14 protein-coding genes and 1 pseudogene are annotated in these 17,339 nt (G+C 41.9%); 10 read left to right on the top strand and 5 right to left on the bottom strand.

The genetic code is table 11. The annotated features are described in order from the left end of the window. Positions 1-2: 2 nt before the first annotated feature. The 4 genes from D7322_RS23075 to D7322_RS23060 all read right to left on the bottom strand — a co-directional run bounded on the left by D7322_RS23075 (position 3) and on the right by D7322_RS23060 (position 10,101). Entirely contained in the window at positions 3-3,131 is a 3,129-nt protein-coding gene (locus D7322_RS23075; protein ID WP_121126557.1) for a SusC/RagA family TonB-linked outer membrane protein, read from the bottom strand. Positions 3,132-3,287: 156 nt separating this feature from the next. Continuing rightward, positions 3,288-7,274, bottom strand: coding sequence for a hybrid sensor histidine kinase/response regulator transcription factor (locus D7322_RS23070; protein ID WP_121126556.1), 3,987 nt, complete (start codon positions 7,272-7,274; stop codon positions 3,288-3,290). Positions 7,275-7,334: 60 nt separating this feature from the next. Next, positions 7,335-7,490: a carbon starvation CstA family protein gene (locus D7322_RS23065; RefSeq protein ID WP_121126555.1), complete on the bottom strand. Its 156-nt coding sequence runs from the start codon at positions 7,488-7,490 to the stop codon at positions 7,335-7,337. Positions 7,491-7,755: 265 nt separating this feature from the next. Then, positions 7,756-10,101 (bottom strand): TonB-dependent receptor, encoded by a 2,346-nt coding sequence (locus D7322_RS23060; RefSeq protein ID WP_245971433.1) that lies wholly within the window; start codon positions 10,099-10,101, stop codon positions 7,756-7,758. A gap of 151 nt (positions 10,102-10,252) precedes the next feature. On the opposite strand from D7322_RS23060, the gene D7322_RS23055 reads away from it, so the two are divergent. Next, the gene (locus D7322_RS23055) at positions 10,253-11,347 is read left to right on the top strand and encodes a hypothetical protein (RefSeq protein ID WP_121126554.1); all 1,095 of its coding nucleotides are present in this window, start codon (positions 10,253-10,255) and stop codon (positions 11,345-11,347) included. A gap of 437 nt (positions 11,348-11,784) precedes the next feature. On the opposite strand, the gene D7322_RS23050 is transcribed toward D7322_RS23055, so the two are convergent. Continuing rightward, complete coding sequence (locus D7322_RS23050; protein WP_121126553.1) at positions 11,785-13,143, bottom strand: hypothetical protein; 1,359 nt, start codon at positions 13,141-13,143, stop codon at positions 11,785-11,787. 316 nt (positions 13,144-13,459) lie between these two features. Between D7322_RS23050 and D7322_RS23045 the strand changes: the two genes are divergently transcribed. The 9 genes and pseudogenes from D7322_RS23045 to D7322_RS23005 all read left to right on the top strand — a co-directional run bounded on the left by D7322_RS23045 (position 13,460) and on the right by D7322_RS23005 (position 17,161). Then, positions 13,460-13,669, top strand: coding sequence for a hypothetical protein (locus D7322_RS23045; protein WP_147430521.1), 210 nt, complete (start codon positions 13,460-13,462; stop codon positions 13,667-13,669). Between the two features lie 139 nt (positions 13,670-13,808). Continuing rightward, positions 13,809-13,910, top strand: a pseudogene (locus tag D7322_RS28820) (ATP-binding protein); the annotation flags it as partial. Positions 13,911-14,194: 284 nt separating this feature from the next. Beyond that, positions 14,195-14,449: a hypothetical protein gene (locus tag D7322_RS23035; RefSeq protein WP_121126551.1), complete on the top strand. Its 255-nt coding sequence runs from the start codon at positions 14,195-14,197 to the stop codon at positions 14,447-14,449. Positions 14,450-14,503: 54 nt separating this feature from the next. Continuing rightward, positions 14,504-14,881 carry a hypothetical protein gene (locus tag D7322_RS23030; RefSeq protein ID WP_121126550.1) on the top strand — a complete coding sequence of 126 codons (378 nt, stop codon included), beginning with the start codon at positions 14,504-14,506 and terminating at the stop codon, positions 14,879-14,881. Next, positions 14,878-15,405 carry a hypothetical protein gene (locus tag D7322_RS23025; RefSeq protein WP_121126549.1) on the top strand — a complete coding sequence of 176 codons (528 nt, stop codon included), beginning with the start codon at positions 14,878-14,880 and terminating at the stop codon, positions 15,403-15,405. The genes D7322_RS23030 and D7322_RS23025 overlap by 4 nt, the downstream gene beginning before the upstream one ends. 169 nt (positions 15,406-15,574) lie before the next feature. Then, a complete protein-coding gene (locus tag D7322_RS23020) occupies positions 15,575-16,114 on the top strand; it encodes a hypothetical protein (protein ID WP_121126548.1) in 540 nt (179 codons plus the stop codon). 47 nt (positions 16,115-16,161) lie between these two features. Further along, complete coding sequence (locus D7322_RS23015; protein WP_121126547.1) at positions 16,162-16,455, top strand: hypothetical protein; 294 nt, start codon at positions 16,162-16,164, stop codon at positions 16,453-16,455. 32 nt (positions 16,456-16,487) lie between these two features. Further along, on the top strand, positions 16,488-16,856 hold the full coding sequence (locus tag D7322_RS23010) for a hypothetical protein (protein ID WP_121126546.1): 369 nt from the start codon (positions 16,488-16,490) through the stop codon (positions 16,854-16,856). A gap of 11 nt (positions 16,857-16,867) precedes the next feature. Beyond that, the gene (locus D7322_RS23005; protein WP_121126545.1) at positions 16,868-17,161 is read left to right on the top strand and encodes an antitoxin Xre/MbcA/ParS toxin-binding domain-containing protein; all 294 of its coding nucleotides are present in this window, start codon (positions 16,868-16,870) and stop codon (positions 17,159-17,161) included. Positions 17,162-17,339 lie beyond the last annotated feature (178 nt).

Raw genomic sequence — 17,339 nt, 5'->3', positions numbered from 1 at the left:
GATTACAGATTAAGGTTGATACCAAATACAAAGGTTTTGGGTCTTGGGTAAGATGAATAGTCAAAGCCGGGTGTCAGCGCCGAGTAGTACACAGCAACCTCGGGATCATATCCTGAATAATTGGTAAGTGTCCATATATTCTGTACGGAGGCATAGATACGCAGGCTTTTGATTTTCCACTTGTCCAACAGCCCCTTATCAAAAGTGTAACCTATAGATCCTGTTTTCAGACGCAGGTATGAGCCGTCTTCGATAATGCGGGTCGAATAGACATTAGGCCCCTGGCCCCCCACACGGGGCATGGTAGAAGAAGTGTTTTCCGGTGTCCAGCGGTCCGCATAGCTCGCAAATTGATTGAGATGTGCTTTACTGCCGTTTTCAAACAACAGCCTATTGGCATTGACAATATCGTTTCCATAAGACCACTGGAAAAATAAGTGGAGATCAAAGTTCTTGTATTTAAAGGTATTCGCAAATCCCCCCTGGTGAATGGGATATCCACGTCCGATCACTGTCCTGTCGAGATTATCCACTACCAGATCCCCATTGAGATCCTTATACTTCACGTCGCCGGGGCGAATCGAGCTACGTGTATTACCATTGGTCGCCACCGTCTGTTTTAAGAGGTAACTGCCATTGGGCTGTTGGTCAAAGTCTTCATATTGATAGACACCATCCCAGAGGTATCCATACATCTGTCCGAGTGGCTGATTGATTTTGGCAATATATAATGGAGTAGTTCTGTAATCCTGATCCCAGGCCAGTGCCGTGGTCAGGCTTTCCTGATTTTCGGTAAGTTCAACCACTTTATTTCGGTTAAAGGAAATGTTAAAGGAACTATTCCAGCTAAAATTGGCTTTTTGGATGATATCTCCCGATAAGGTCAATTCAATCCCCTTGTTGCTAGTTTCACCTATATTTTTAAAGGCATTGCTATAGCCCGTGGTGGAGGGTAATGCTGCATAGAGCAGGAGATCATAGGTGCGCTTGTGGTAATAATCTGCCGTCAGCATCAACCTGTTTTTAAAAAGCCCCAGATCGATGCCGGCATTGCGCTGCGCCGTGCTTTCCCAGCGCAGATCCGGTGTTCCGATACCAAGGTACATCCCTTGTAAAAGCTCATTTCCCCAGGAGTAGTAACCGTTGGTGCTGACACTGGTATTTTCAAAGTACACAGGCGAAAAAGAAGCATATTCACTCACCCTGTTATTTCCTGTAATTCCATAACCCAGTCTCAATTTCGCATCCGAGAAAAGTTGCTGATTTTTCAAAAAGGGTTCATTAATCAGTCGCCAGGCAAATGCAGCAGAGGGAAAGTACCCATATCTGTTATTGCCAACGAACTTGGATGAGCCATCTGCCCGAAACGAAGCAGTCAGGAGGTAGCGGTTTTTGTAATTATAGTTAACACGGCCCAGATACGAGAGCATGGACCATTCTGATTGCAAGGAGGTGACAGGTTGAGGCACCCCTTCACTCAGGCCGGCCAGTCCTTTGATCTCGTTGGGCAGATGAATAGCTGAAAAGCCATACCTATGGTACTTGTTGCCCTGAAAAGTGATCCCAACAACCGCATTTAGGGTATGGTCTTTAAATTTTTTGTTGTAGGTCAACAGGTTTTCATTGAGCCAAGTGTTGCTCTGCGTGTATAGAATCGAACCGTTTACGCCATTTGTGCTTCCGGCGAAACCGTACCGGGTACGTGAATTGTTGTATGTGTCCAGCCGTGTATCCGAATTGTTAATACCGCCATTAATCCGCAGTTTTAGCGCCGGCGAGAACGCGTATTCGGCATAACCGTTCACGATAAGCCGGTTGTTATAGTTTTTGCGGAGCTCATTCTGAGCAGAAAGTATCGGGTTGAACCGATAGTCGTTGGTGGGATTAGCGAGATCGTCTGTTGGATCATTTAAAAGGTCTTCATCGGCAAAAGCAATGGGACGGTAGCCCCATACGCTGTACATCAGGTAGTTCATGGCGGAGAATGCCGATTCAGGAGCCGCGGGATTGCTGCCATCAGTAAGTGTGCCGGTATACATGGCATTGATACCGACTTTTAGTTTCTGAAAACTCTGATCGAGCGTGATCTTCCCTTGTTTGCGGTCAAATCCCGAATTAATGATAATACCCTGCTGACCAAAGATATTACCCGAAACGGAATATTTTGTGTTGCTGTTGCCGCCCATCACCGAGAGGCTGTGGTTTTGCATCACCCCATCTCTAAAAATATGCTCCTGCCAGTCGTTGCTCGGTACAGACCTATAGTCTTCTAATGTCTTGCCATCGTTAAAATAAGTGAGCTGCGAGCCGACAGGATCGCGTTCCGCCTGCAAACGGACAAATTCATAGCCATTCATCAGATCCATGCTATTGATGATCTGCTGCGATCCTATATAGCCACTATAACTGATCTGTGGAGCTCCTGCTTCGCCCTTTTTTGTGGTGATCAAAATAACACCGTTTGCACCACGTGCACCGTAAATCGCAGTGGCAGATGCATCTTTCAGCACTTCGATCGAAGCGATTTCATCCGGATTAAGGACATTACTGTTCGCATTTTCTATTGGAAAACCATCGATGACATACAGGGGTGAATTATCCTGTGTCAGGGAATTGGCCCCACGGATCACAATGTTCATCTCACTGCCCGGTTTCCCGCTTTCTGATGTGACCTGTACACCGGCTACACGACCGGCCAATGCTTCCAGTGCAGAACCAACGGGAGCCTTCTTGATATCCTGCATATTGACTGATCCCACCGAACCTGTAAGATCTTTTCGTTGCACTTCACCGTACCCGATTACAACAACTTCATCTAAGGACTTATTGGTCTGTACGAGTTTTATCTGCAACACTTTAGCGTCTTTTACAGCAACTTCTTGTTCATCATAACCGATAAATCTAAAGATAAGTACAGCTGAAGTGTTCGTGACCTGAAAAGAGAAGCGACCATTAAGGTCCGTGGTTCCTTTTGTACCGGAGCCCTTTTGCAAAATACTTACACCTGGCAATGGCTTTCCCGTAACTATATCAGTTACTGTTCCACTGATCTGCTGATTTTGTGCATAGAGCTGCGGAACTTGGAACAGGCAGGTCGCTCCCAATACGATTGTTTTTAGATTCGGTATCATATTTTACATTTAATAAATTGATTGGTTTTCGGGCAATCCAACATGAGGTAGTATTTGCCCGTAGCTTTTTTCTGTAGTAGAAAGAAGCTTGACAAATATTTGAATCTTTATGGAAAATGCAGGGGTAAAAAATCGGAAATTTAGGGGTAAAATCTCTTAGCGCAAGCTACTTTCTCTATATTGAGTGGGATTTACACCAAATTTCTTTTTAAACTCTTTACTGAAATACTTTCGATCGTTAAATCCTACGGCATAGGCAACAGATGCGACCTGATCAGACTGTATCAGGAGATTGGCAGCGACACTCAGACGGATATCTTTAATCAATTCGGCAACACTGAGGCCTGTCAAGCTTTTCACTTTCTTCAACAGCGCACTTTGACTCTGTCCCATATTTTCTGCTAAAGTCGCGACTGAAAACTCAGTTTCGGCTAGATGTGCTTCGACCACCGTTCTCAACTTATCCAAATAAGCCGCAGCAGCATTGCTTATGTTTTCATCACGTTTCGATAACAGCAAATAGCGTCGGTTACGTTCCTTAACCAATTCTAAAGCTGATATGGTGTTGAAAATCTGAAGATCTAAAACCTGTAAGTTGAATGGTTTAGTTACATAATTGATGATGCCACTTTGATAACCAATGATACTATCCTGCTCGTCTCCTTTGGCTGTCAGCATAATCACGGGGATGTGAGCTGTATCCGGATCGGCTTTGATGGATTTCACTAGCGTGTAGCCATCCATCTGGGGCATCGCGATATCTGTTATAATCATATCGGGCACACTATCGGCAATTGCCACAAGCGCCTCCTTTCCATTGGCAGCAGCACTTACGTTGTAACATGTCTGCAGATGGTTCAGTAGAAAAGAACGGAGTTCGTCATTATCTTCCACGATCAACAGCTGAAAATCCCGGGCCGAGTCCGGAATGCAGGCCGCGGTACTGTCAGCTGTACTTGTCTCCGAAATAATTTCCGTCGGTATCCCCTGCTGCTGCCGGATACATGCCGGCAACAATATGGTGAATACGGTGCCCTCTTGTTGGCCTAGCTGCAGCGGATTGTCAAGATAGAGATTTCCTTGATGCAGTTCTACGAGCTCTTTGGCGAAAGACAACCCGATCCCCCAGCCTTCCTTCCCTTTTCCCGCATCAGCTTGGTAAAAGGTATCGAATATGCGCTCCCTGTCTTCCCTTTTTATACCCTGACCATTATCCATCACATGGATAAACAGATCTTCGTTCCGCTGACGGATGACAAGTTGAACCGTTGGAGTATGCTCGCGCCGAAATTTAAAGGCATTGGAAAGCAGGTTGAGCAATACTTTTTCCAGCTGTTGGGGATCAGCCATAAAAGAACCTTCAAATTGATTGTCCAAGACATAGCCTATCCCCGATTCTTCGGCTATCACAACAAAGGATTGATGTATATTCTCAAAATAACTTGTTGCGTCTATAACAACTTTATTCAAGGTCAATTTTTGGGCATCCATTTTGTTGAAAGACAATAGTTCTTGCGTCAAATGTAGCAGCCGCTTAATATTACGTCTCACCTGTTGTAACTGCGCATCCACCTGATTGTCTAGCCTTTTATCCAGCAATATTTTCTCTATCGGGGCATGGATTAAGGTCAGCGGGGTGCGGATTTCATGACTGATCTTGGTGAAGAAATCAAGCTTTGACTGCATCAGCGCAGCTTGATCCTGATGTAGTTTTTCCTCATAATATAACTTTGTTTTAAGCTGCTTTTTGTCCAGGTTATAGCGGTAGAAAAAATAGACAATGCCCATCAGTAGCAATGTATACCCGGTATAGGCCCAGATAGATTTATAAAAAGGCGGAGCAATATTGAACACCACAGATTTGCTCACGTTACTCCATAGTCCGTCATTATTTGCCGTCTTTAACCGAAGCGTATATTGTCCGGGGCTCAGATTGGTATAGGTTATGGAAGGCTGATCGGTCAGATTCCATTCTTTTTCGAGTTCTTCAATTTTATAGGCATAGCTGTTTTTTTGCGGATTGATAAGGTTGTCTGAACTAAAGTCGATCGTAAACGTATTTTGGTCATGTTTCAGTGCAATTTCCTCCGCCCGGTCCGGATTTAGATAGCCCAACACTTTGTCGACTCTCGCCCTGGTCAGACCGTTGATAGAGAAGCCCGAGATCAACAATTTGGGCACCCCCTCATTTGACTGGTGATGAGACACGTCGAGACTGATCAAGCCTTTGTGCGAACCGACGAGCAGCTGCCCATCCCGGCAAAAAATGGCATTTGGTAAGAATTCATTTGTTGGGAAACCATCCTGAATATCCATATAGCGTTTTGCTCCCGTCAGCTTATTGTAAAACACGAGTCCATTATTTGTGGAGATAATAATTTCGTTGGCGTTGTTTTCGGCAATCCCCAATACATGGTAATAGCTACGCGTTGGAAATAACTCCACCCTGTTTACCACTCCTGTTTTCGGATTATAGTTATAAAGCCCCTTTTCTTGCGTCCCAATCCATATTTGTGAAGTCCTATCTTCAAAAAGCGTGTTGATATAATGATCTTTCATAAGATCCTCAGAACGATAGATTCCTTGTTGTTCAGCACTATTGCGGAGCTGACCAAGCCCCTGGGCCGTTCCAATAAATAGACTACCGTTTCGGCTGGCTAAAATATGCTTGATATAATTGTTGGCGGTATTTTTTGTAAATGTGCTGGTAGGTTGAATAGCAGTCGTAAACTGACTATTGATCATTTGTAAGCCTTTGTTGCCAGTCCCGATCCAAATATTCCCGAGGCGATCCCGGTTAATGCTGCTGATGTAATTCTGGAGCAGCGTAATACCATTTTCACCGGTAATATTGTAATAGCGAATATCTGTGGTATTTTGACGGCTGATGCGAGCCAGCCCTGCGCCGAACGTACCCACGTAAATATATTTATCATCTGTGAGCAGGCATTTGATCGTATTGGACCGAAGCTCTATTTTCCGATATACATCACTACCCTTTTTGCGAAGGTTCAGCCCGTCCCGTTCTGTTCCCACCCAAGTATTTTCATCATCGTCAACGGCAATGGCGCTGACCAGATTTCCGCTCAGATGTTTGAAATTGCCGTCTGCCAGATCTACCTTAAAGGGATATACCGATGGATGATGATAGTTTATTCCGCCAAAATTTGTCCCCATCCAAACAATACCCTGCCGATCAATATAAATCGTCTTGATGGAATTATCATTGATACTGAAAGGATTGATGGCACTCGATTTTATCTGCTGTATCTGACTTCCGTCGGGCTGTAGCAAATTGGCCCCTTCCATTGTCCCCACCCAGATATTTTTGGCTTTGTCTATCGCTATCGCTCGCACATAGTCACTTGATAGTCCCGTTTTACCTGTATAATGCGCAGTCTGCTGAAATAAGATGTCCAATTCAAAAAGACCATGTCCATCCGTGGCAATCCAAATTTTATCTGTAGCCACTCGCTTAATATCCTTCACGGATATCGCGGAGCTATTTGTATGACTTAGTTTAATTGGTTCAATTGTTTTTTGATCCCGCCAAAGATATAATCCCCTGTTGGTCCCGATCAAGATATTTCTTCCCAGCAGTAACAAGGAGTAGATTTCCAGTCCGGGGAGAATATTCACGTTTTCTATCTTTGGATGATCGGCATTTTTAATGCACATCAGACCATTATTTGTACCGAGTAAGACGCTAGATTCAATAAAACAAATTGCTAAAACTGCAAAATGGTTGCTATTTTTAGGTTTGACATGCTCAAAGCTAATTCGCTGAAAACGGTCTTGTTTAGGCTGATAAATATTTAGGCCCTGCTGTGTTCCGATCCAAAGGGTCTTTTGGCGCGGATGTTCAACAATGGTGTAAATATAGTTGTTCGTGGAAATGGTGTTAACATCGTTATTATCCGAACGGTACTGTTTAATGCGCTTACCATCGTATCTATTAAGTCCGTCCCTGGTACCGATCCAGAGAAAACCTGCATTGTCACGGCATATACTCAATACGGTGCTATTCGAGAGCCCTTTATCATAAGTTAAACTACCGAAATGATACTGGGCTTGGGCACGTTGTGCAAATAAACAGCAGATTAGCGTTAAATAAATAATGCATTGGACATATCTTTTTGTCATTTAGATCCTTCAACTGGTAGTAGAGACAAGTATACGATTTTCTCTGCAATGAATGAAAAATTACGTACCATTAATTGGTCTACAAATAAAAGATTTATCGCGTATATTTTGGGGTTTGCGTACCCTTTCGTTTCCTAGCATCATAGGCGTCGTTCCGGTCGCAATAATCACATAGAGACCCGAAATTGCACCGCAAGCGATCACGATAAAGGTCAATGGAAGACCGGGAGTGTTTCTCCAATTCTATGGATAGCATTTGCGATATAAAATGGCTTAACGAATGTAGCTAACTGAAATTATCTTTCAGCCTTAAATACACATTACTCAATGGCGGTTGAGCCTTAATTGTCGGTTGGTCTTCCGAGTTCATTTCTGTAAAGAAATGCCTAGAAATTGGAAACCGGAATTACAACAATAAGATAATCGCATTGAGCGGCACGTTTGTAAATGACTTAAATGAATCGATCGTCACCTCTCTTCTTTAGAGCAATAGCTTTAATCCAATAGAAATATTACGCCCCGGTAGTGGGGCTAGATATTTGAGTATGGAATTTTGCGGACGTGCTTCAACATTCAATAGATTATTTCCGGAAATAAAATAGACAAATTCATATTTTTTTAGATTCACCTTGTAACCTAATTGACCAGATAGCAAGGAATAGGCCGGCATAGGTGGTTCAATATTGATATTTTTACCTAAATAACGCTGTCTCAGATACCGGTCGAAATTGGCGTTCCCAAAAAACTTTTTATATTGAAGTAATGCGGATATCCCATATCTACTGGTCGGTAGGTTGGGCATATAGTCCCCTTCGGCCCATTTACGCATAGTATCATCTGAGGTATTTATATTTTTGACAAGATCGGCGAACGCATTTAATGCGAGATGACAATCTGCTGCCCATGCATAGGTATAACCTCCTTCCAACTCCCAACCCTGGATCTCGGTGTCTGAAGCACGCCATTCCTTGACCAAAAAACCTCCAGATCGGGAAATGCCTGTATGGGCCAAATAGAGATAATTTTTAAAGAAGCTGCGGTAATGGGTCGCTGACAGTTTTAATCCACCATATTTTATCCCTCCGGATAACTCATAGGAATTTGAGCTTTCCTTGTTAAGTCGATCATCTCCATTTTCTTCTACCAGGATCGCGAAATGGTCGTTCCCAGCATAAAGTTCATTGACCCCGGGTGCTCGTTCTGCGTGTGAAAATGTAGCCTGTAAATAGGCAATGTCAAAAATCGAATAGTTGATATCTCCCGAAAAGTGGTTTAAGCTAAAATCCCGGGCCGAAAGCTGCCCTCCGGCCATCCCCCGGCTACGCTGGTAGGTAGGATCGCTCAAAGTACGTCGGGCAACCCAGTCATGCCGGTAGCCCATATGAAGGGCAACCGGATTAAGTTCTATTGTCTGCAACGTAAAGATCCCTCCTTCCCGGCTCAGATTATTGGGTATATACCGCCGATCCCCCTCGCCCTTTAAGGTTACAAATGAAAAATCAAATCCACTCGTCCCAGACCAAAAACGGGTAAACTGTTGCGATATCTCCGATCGAAGCGCATGACGCTCGCTATCGAACTTATTGACACGGTACCTGCCCAGGAGCTCCCGGTCGTCCGACAACTCACCTCTATAATTAAATTTAATCTCCGACATCAACGGTGTTCTCGGCTTAAAAGCAGATTCTAACTGCCAGGCATAGGAATAAGTGCGCGTATTGATCGGTTCATATATGGGTGTCCAAACTGTGCTGTGGCTATGGACAGGCTTATTGCGCTGTGCAAAACCGGGAATACCATAATAGCTTTCAAGAGCGTAAAGCCCTAGACCTACTCGAAAGTTGTCTCTGATATAGCTGGCACCTGCATTGACAGCGCTTCTCTCGGCATGACTATTGGGCATCACTCCGCGTTTGACAGGTACGTAATCTGTAATCCCATGAACGACTTCGGTGTACAATGGTGTGTTGGGATCCTGTCCAGCAACATATTTGTCATTTTGAGGGTTTCGGACTTTTGCTCCATTGATAAATGAATAATCTTCAAAGGTATACAGATCGGCCTCTGATAAACCCCACTTTGGATCGCCCATATTATCGAGCACAAACTGACTTAAATAGGGATATAGGGTCAGATTTCGAATCGTCTCGCGGTCGACATTTACCTGTGCCATTGCGGCTGTCAAATGATCGATCTTAGGATCATAAGCAATGGCTGCCTTTGTGTTGCCCGGAATCTTAAGATTTCCGTGTCTGAGTCTCATTGCGCCGATATGTCCCACCCAGTACTTTCCAAGGTTTGTATTGAAGGCCAGGGACTGGCTATTGCCACTATTGGTTCCTAACTCTGCACTGGCCTGGCCTGCAATCTTCTTTGTCAGACGGGTCATAGGAATGGTGTTGTCTTTGAGATTGACCGCTCCACCAATTGCCTTTCCTCCGAATAACACACTAGCGGCACCCTTGTACAATTCTATTTCGCGTAGATTGTCCATATCGAAATTGGGATTTAGGTTAGGACTGATTCCCGACAAATCATTGACCGAAAGACCATTGGAAAGCACACCTACCCTGCTACCACTGAGACTGCGTATCATGGGCATGCCAGAATTGGGACCGAAAGAAGCGTTTTGTATCCCGGAAATATGACTTAATGTTTCACCGAGCGTTTGCGCCTGAATACGATCTAGCTGATTTCGATCGAGCCTCTTCTTTTGCGCATGCCCTGGCAAAAAGCCTGTTGTCTCTGCGGTGGGAAGCGTATAGCTTCGCAGCGTATCCACTGATGGTTTGCGCTGTGCATGCGCAGTTTTTGTGCTAGTTAACATCACTAGAGATGCTAAAAAAACTTCTTTCTGATACCGTAACATAGTGTAGCCTATTCCTGTTTGAGCTGCAAAAATAAAAAAGATAATATTAAATGCAATCATGTTGCATTAATAATTTACAATTACTACCTTCGTCAAAATTTTACACCATATGAAGTACATCAACACACCAATCGCTCTAGCGGGAGCGCTGATTCTGATGCTCGGATCGGCATCATCCTGTAAAAAGGAAACAGCAGCTATTCCCAGTGAAACCTCACTTTCGTTACCATCCCAGGTCAGCATTCGCTACGGCGAAACACAGGAAATTAAGCTACCAAAAGACCTATCTGTAAGTACAGGACTGACATTCAGTTTTGACTTTTCCCAGACTGCAGAGATCAATTTGGGCAACGGGATTAAACTCAGTGACAAACTGAACCAAGCCATCAAATACGATAGCGAAAAACAAAGCATACAGATTAACAGTGCCCTACTCTATCCAAACGGGGCCCAATCGAGCAGCGCACGCATTCCCGATGATTATAAAGTCACCGTGTTAGCCAAAGAATCTCATGGCACAGTGGTAGGGAAAGAAAATCTTTCAATCAAGATAACGGCTGGATCAATCGCTATTAAAGGCCTAAAAAGCGGCGGCGAGTTACCTTATTCGTATGTACTGTATGGCGACCAATCTACGGATTTTGAAATAGATCCTCTTGACCTACCGATTAATGGCGCTAGTTTTCACTTGGCAAAAAAGGATGGCCAGGAAAATATTGCTTCAATAGCAGGCACGCATATCAAATTATCAAAGGATGCTGGAGATCCGGAAAAAAAAGCTGAAAAGTCTTTCGAGCTGACTCCCGAACTTAGGAAAGATGGCTTTCCTGTGGCTTCAACTACTTTCAGGGTCATTCTGATTCCACAAATTAAGTTCTTGTTTGGACAATATTATCCCGATCTAAACCTGACAATCGACTTTAGCCTGATACACATCGGTCTTTCAAATGGTTATGTCTCTGCAGCGCCCACATTGTATCCAGAAAACTATAAATCGACATTTGAACTGGTTTCGATACAGAAAGATGGCGTTGCCTTTGACAATAGCGAAAAGCTGTTTAGCGTCAATGCACAAACAGGTACAGTTTCCGTGAAAAAAAGTGATAGTTTGAAAGCTGGCAGCTATAAGGTAACCGTAAAGGCACTGACAACCACAGGGCTTGAATTTACGGCTAACCTCACTTTAGCCATGTCTGAAGGATAGCGGCTCCACCCAAGTTACCGTAACCGAACCATTACGGTAACTTAGATACTTCCTTACCCCCTTGCTACTGACAGGTAGCGCCTAAGGGGGTTCGATTGAACTTCTTAAATGAGGCGTCACGGAAAGGAAATGTATTCAATTAACTCTACTTGCTATTATCCTTACTGACATCAATAGCAACGATTACTTCGCTCTTCAAGGCACGAAAAAAAATATTGTCTGGTGGCTTATACTCATTCCAAACATCTACCTCATCGTGGCGCAAACAGCATTTGTCATCCTATTTTTTTTACTCGGAGGGCCTGAAAATCGTATTCGAAAGAATGCGAGGAAATCTTTTGAGGCACTAATAGTTTATAATGGATCATATTTTGCGGTATTTATTTGTCGTAAAGTAAGGGGGTGGCTACACAGAAATAAACAGTTATGTTTCCATTTTAGTTCGACAGCGCTTCGAGTATGGCATATGTTTTAAAGATACTGAGGAGAAGCGCAAACAAGAAGCAGTACCAGAAAACATCGATTTCCTTGGCCAGTTTGATCGCAAAAACAATGATGAACATCAATGGGCAAACTGCAATAAAAACGAAAATAGCTGTAGCGATCGCTTCAAAAATATCCTCATCGTAATTCATCAGCAAGAGCATGATGCCAATGTAAAACAGCCATACGACCAGTGGGGAGACAAAACATATCAGCAACTTCCAAAGTAAGCTGAGCTGAAGGCCTGTAGGGATCGCCTTCCGCTTATTCCTGTACAATAAGAAGCACATAGCCGCTACCGCTAAAGTCAGCATCGCCAATTGCACATAGGTATTTACAATGGTGTCGGCGCGCGTGTTTACCGTCGAAGAGGATTTGAGTTTATCCCCGCTATATTGCTTTACCTGCGTTTTCTCGCCTTGGACAAATGTCTGTACCACCCTATCGTTACTGCTGCTATCCCGGAGTGTCCAGGTAGCATCTTCCAGCCCCATCTTATAAAATCCTTCTATGATCCGCTTATTTCCTTTTGTTCTTATCAATGGTCCATCGAGGCGTCCGCCATTAAATCGCAACGAATCCGTCCACTCATCCGTATGAATGGTGAGCTGGGTGATTGTTCCAACGGGAATATGCGTTGCGCTATCCCCGATAATGCTTAACACGTCCTGATCGAGCTGTTGGATATTTTTATTTTTATTGTAATCATCATTCCGGACAGGCCTGTTGCGATATAAATAATCTATTTTAACAACAAGCAGCGAATCTATTTTATAAAATTGAAATCCATAGTAAGGATCAAAATTCTTGAGTGTCGGATGCTTTAGTAAGATATACTGCGGTTGCTCAAAGGCTTGGATATATCGCGGCTGTGTGGTGGCACAAAAAGCGAACATAGCGACCATACCGATAAGGTAAGTACTTAGGCGCAGCATGAATGCGGGCCGAATAGCAGGCTGTGATCCGCTTTTCGTATAAAACCAGGCCAAGCCGATCATGGGTAATGTCATGAGATCGGACAGATCTACTGTTCGTCCTACACCAAAATAAGGATTCATCCATTGGATGAGCCCCGCCGAATATTCACTCTTCCAAAAGGTAAATAGTACTGCTGTGGCTATAAAAATCAATGCTTTCCGTTTGGGAAAGATAGCCGACCAGAAAATAGGGAAAATAAAAAGCCCACTAAAATCGGAGAGCTTTCCCATCAGCACATTGTGAAATGCCCCTTTTAAATAAAAATCGTTCACGAGCAGCAGGATCAGAAAAAGAATAAAAAGTGGCGAAGCGAGAATCCTTAAGCGTTGATACATAATCTAAGTTACCTTTTCTATTGATACCCATTATACCATTTGGTAACCTTTTTCATCGCGATATGGTTTAGGAGTCTTAGCTCTTTTTTACTGCTGCGGCAGAGTATAAATTGTATCGCAACTTTGTAATAACAGGTCGGATAAAGCAGGTCAGCATATTAAAGCTTGGTTGAAGCAAGTCAAAGTACAGAAGAAAATTTGCGCTATTCCGGCAATGTCGTTAAGCAGCAAGGCTATCCAGGAAAATCCGTCTGTTAGATGCAGGTGGCTCCGCAGAAAAACAAACAGAAGATACAACAGCACGATACAAGAGCTTATGGAGAAGCACTTTAATACATACGAATATCAACAGGATCAGCCGGCAAGCTCCCCTAAACGCGGTAGTTCAATCCGCTCAGGTACACGCTGGATCTATCGTCGCTTACCTGGTCTGATCATTTATGGCAATGCCTTTCTCTACATGTACGCGGGATGGGTTAAGTTTATGAACATGGCTGCCTTTATCAAGGGTAATAGCAAGCACTAAGGTCTGTAGGTTTTATCATTGCTTGCATAATCCGAAGGATGTGCACCCAGCTTTTGGATTCGGGTATATATCCGGGACGATTCCGGAGCATGTGCACCCAGGAAAGGAAAGAGAACCGTTGTTTTCAGCCAAGTAAACGGTGATTCCGGAGCAGACAATAGCAGATGCCATACTCGATAGGATTGTGCATACGGCACACCGCTTTACTATAAAAGGAGAAAGCTTACGTAAAAAAAGGTAACTTTGTCATGCTAAACAAAAAGCACAGGAGCTAAAAACTGGGGGCATATTACTGGAATATGCAGCATATTAAAAAACACACGGAAAGCTTACAAAAAAGTTTTAAAGATCTCTCCGTGGAACAAGTCATTCAATTAAAGCTAATGGCACTGGTTCTCTATTTAAATTACCTCGATGGAAAATAGTGGTCGAGCAGTATATAAAATCCCCTATTGACAAAGAAAAGTTGATAGCCGATATTATTAAAGAATCTACTAGCAGCTATCAGGAAATTACATTTTCATATTGGATGCTTTTGATAATGCTGTGGCTGACAACAATAAAAAGGAAAGCGTAGTTGCGCTGTTTCTTGGTATTATAGACACGTTGGACCATTACGAAAATTTCTCAGAGGAACCGGAGTATTGGAATCAACTATTGGAAGAGGAAATTGTTTTTCAATCAGAATTGTTAACGCAATTACAGTCAAAAGTTCAACTAAATACTTCGATTTATGAAGATCGATACAAAATGGTTGAATTTCCTGACCTGGAAGCATAAACCTATAGAATAGGCATATTTAAGGTTCATCACTAATTAAGCATATATATTAAAATGAAAAAGCAAAATATTCAAAACTCAGACTATTTAAAAAGAGAGAAGAATTTTCTTAGCGCCATTGCTTCTGAGGAAACTTTTCAGATAATTATTGGAAATGATGGTAGTAATATCTTGCTATTATGGCAAGATGAGTATTATATGGAAGCCTACTTAAATTCTTGTGAAACGCCAATAAGATTGAGTAAGGTCGATACCGTGGGTTTTCTGAAATGGATGAAAGAAAGTCATCCGGAAATGAATTATGCTATTCACCCGGTATTTGGACAAGCATCTCATTACTTAACTCCAACCCAATTGAGTAAAAAAATTATAGATCAAATGGAAAGTGAAGGCGATTTTGATGACACATTAAGAGCAAACAATTTACTATGAGCACGCTGGAAAATAATAAGATAACTTCAAATCTTTTTCAAGAGGATATAAGCAACAAAGATTTTAAAAAGGATTTCGAAAAAATATTTGAAATCAAAATTGAAGATTTTTTGTCTGAGTATGAATATGACGAAATTGATGAATTTCCAATTGAAATTGAGAATAGAGGTATTATGATTGGTTTTATTGCCGAAACGATTAAAGTACCGCCGCAAATAGCATATATTGATATAGACGTTTTTAACTACCCTCACAATATTGGTTATTTAGCTAAAAAAATTCCTGTTCAATCAGCTATTAAAAATCCCGCTGATATTCAAGAGCATTTAACTCCTTTCGACAACCTTCGAATTTATTATTCTCTTTATAACCAAGAACAAATAGATAGGATCATTTTTCAGTATGAAGACTTGCGGTATGAATTGTCCTTAACCAAAGATTCGGTTATTACCAGAATAAGAGTTTGTATGGCCGAAATTGAATCCAATATAAACATGAGCACATACTATCTTTTTGATAATTGATTATAAACCGTATTTTAATGTTGCAACTAATCTATTTTACAAAGAACAAACTTGAACAACATATTGATGATAGCGGCAGCCAGGCTTTGAACGATCTGGTAAATTGGTCGAGAGATACCTGCCGGACTAATTCCATTCTTAAAGAGATATTAATTCTAATGATTGAATAATGATTCACAAAGGAAATGAACAATATAAAAGATTAATGAATACTGTCCATAAAACCGATGAAAGGCTAAATAGACACCGGTGGATTTTGGACGAGGAAATTGACATGAATGATTCAGGGTGGCGGATGCTTGCCATGCAAAAATATGACGTTTTTTTTCAGCGAAACAAATCTATTATCGTCGATTGTGCTCAGTTATTGGTTCAAGAGTTTCCCCTTATCAGCGATGCGTATCGAAAGGATGTTCTCCATCAAATCCGTCAGACAGTATTTCTTAAAGACCATCTCACCTTATTAACCGACTGTGATACTGATACAGATTTCAGGAATAATATTATCCTGCACATCGTATTGGATCTGGGTCCAGATAGCAGGGACTGGATACTGTCATTAAGGGATTGTGTGGAAAAAGGATTTCAACATAAGATAGCCGTTGCAAAACATCTGAAAGATCTGTTAATCTTAGCAAACGATGTAGACCATCATGGCATGGGCTCAGCCAAGAAATTAATCGAGGATACACTAAAAAAATACGTTTAACATGAATCGGGCAAAAGCATTATAGTCAACCACACTAGATAAATATTATGAGAAGTTTTTTAGAAGGTCAAATGAACAATGAAAATGTACATCGGGTTACTGGCCATGCAGGGAACCAATATGGAATACGTGTTCTATTTAGAGGTGATAATCTACTATTTATGGAAAACGAAAAGGGACTGATCTGTACCATTGACGCAGCACATGGTGCTATCTTTACAAAATCTATCAAACAGTGGGACAGTACAGGCAAAAAAATGAGTCAGAAAGAACGCATAAGAGTAACTGGTTTGATCAAGAAATATTGCAAGGAATTTTACAATCATGCTGTTGTTGAATAGACGATAATTAACCCAATAACCCACTGTAAATTATGAAAAAAGTAATTGTGAGATTAAAAACCAACTCCATAACAGATGCAGAACTATTTTATTGTAAAGAACTGGAGCTTTTTGAGTTTTACCAGGATTATGGCATGGAAACCATTTCATTAATGGCCAAAGAAAATTCCAGCTTTATACTTTTGCTGACAACAGGTACCGTTACTGACACAGATGAATACTTATTTGAACTGGAAGTAAACAGCTGTACTGCTACATTCGATAAATTAAGACAAAAAGAATTTGAAACTACAGGGAGATTATTAAGTACAGCAGTATTTGAATATCCACTGGGTAAAAGTATAGCAATTAAAGACCCTTCAAATAATAAGTTCTTATTATTTGAAACATTTAACCCCTAACCTATCAAACTATGAATAAACTTGAACAATATTTTGACAGCAACGGAAGCCAAGCTTGGGATAAGTTTGTAAATTTGGCAACGGAAACTTATTGGACGAATTCGGAAAGCCAAAAACTTTTGGAGAGATCATTGAAGAACCATACCGATATAGCCAAAGTGATGTATGCAAGGTTTGGAGAAGCGAGCCTGCAATGGATACACCGCAAAGTGCCTGCGCTTGATGGCCTGACCCCTCTGGAATGTCTGGAAACACCCGAACTCATAAAAAGACTAAAAGAAGGACTTTCTAGAATGGATATTTAATCGCAGAGTAATACACCACTTAACGTGAAGTTTTTCATTTCCAATAGAAATATTATTATGCTACCTATTCTGGAAATGCCGGTTGGACTTGCAAATAAAATCGGCAGTGCTAGTTAAGCAGCTTTTTTAATTTTTTGCTCTTTGTTATTAAATTGCTCAATTGTAAGATTTCCCAATG

It is taken from the genome of Sphingobacterium puteale (assembly GCF_003627955.1).
GTDB lineage: Bacteria > Bacteroidota > Bacteroidia > Sphingobacteriales > Sphingobacteriaceae > Sphingobacterium > Sphingobacterium puteale.
This window is presented reverse-complemented; position numbering and strand designations above follow the sequence as displayed.

Excerpts from the sequence above, each read along its gene's own strand:
- D7322_RS23075 (WP_121126557.1), bottom strand. The coding sequence starts at position 3,131 with ATGATACCGAATCTAAAAACAATCGTATTGGGAGCGACCTGCCTGTTC.
- D7322_RS23070 (WP_121126556.1), bottom strand. The coding sequence starts at position 7,274 with ATGACAAAAAGATATGTCCAATGCATTATTTATTTAACGCTAATCTGC.
- D7322_RS23060 (WP_245971433.1), bottom strand. The coding sequence starts at position 10,101 with ATGTTAACTAGCACAAAAACTGCGCATGCACAGCGCAAACCATCAGTG.
- D7322_RS23055 (WP_121126554.1), top strand. The coding sequence starts at position 10,253 with ATGAAGTACATCAACACACCAATCGCTCTAGCGGGAGCGCTGATTCTG.
- D7322_RS23050 (WP_121126553.1), bottom strand. The coding sequence starts at position 13,143 with ATGTATCAACGCTTAAGGATTCTCGCTTCGCCACTTTTTATTCTTTTT.
- D7322_RS23045 (WP_147430521.1), top strand. The coding sequence starts at position 13,460 with ATGGAGAAGCACTTTAATACATACGAATATCAACAGGATCAGCCGGCA.
- D7322_RS23030 (WP_121126550.1), top strand. The coding sequence starts at position 14,504 with ATGAAAAAGCAAAATATTCAAAACTCAGACTATTTAAAAAGAGAGAAG.
- D7322_RS23025 (WP_121126549.1), top strand. The coding sequence starts at position 14,878 with ATGAGCACGCTGGAAAATAATAAGATAACTTCAAATCTTTTTCAAGAG.
- D7322_RS23020 (WP_121126548.1), top strand. The coding sequence starts at position 15,575 with ATGATTCACAAAGGAAATGAACAATATAAAAGATTAATGAATACTGTC.
- D7322_RS23015 (WP_121126547.1), top strand. The coding sequence starts at position 16,162 with ATGAGAAGTTTTTTAGAAGGTCAAATGAACAATGAAAATGTACATCGG.
- D7322_RS23010 (WP_121126546.1), top strand. The coding sequence starts at position 16,488 with ATGAAAAAAGTAATTGTGAGATTAAAAACCAACTCCATAACAGATGCA.
- D7322_RS23005 (WP_121126545.1), top strand. The coding sequence starts at position 16,868 with ATGAATAAACTTGAACAATATTTTGACAGCAACGGAAGCCAAGCTTGG.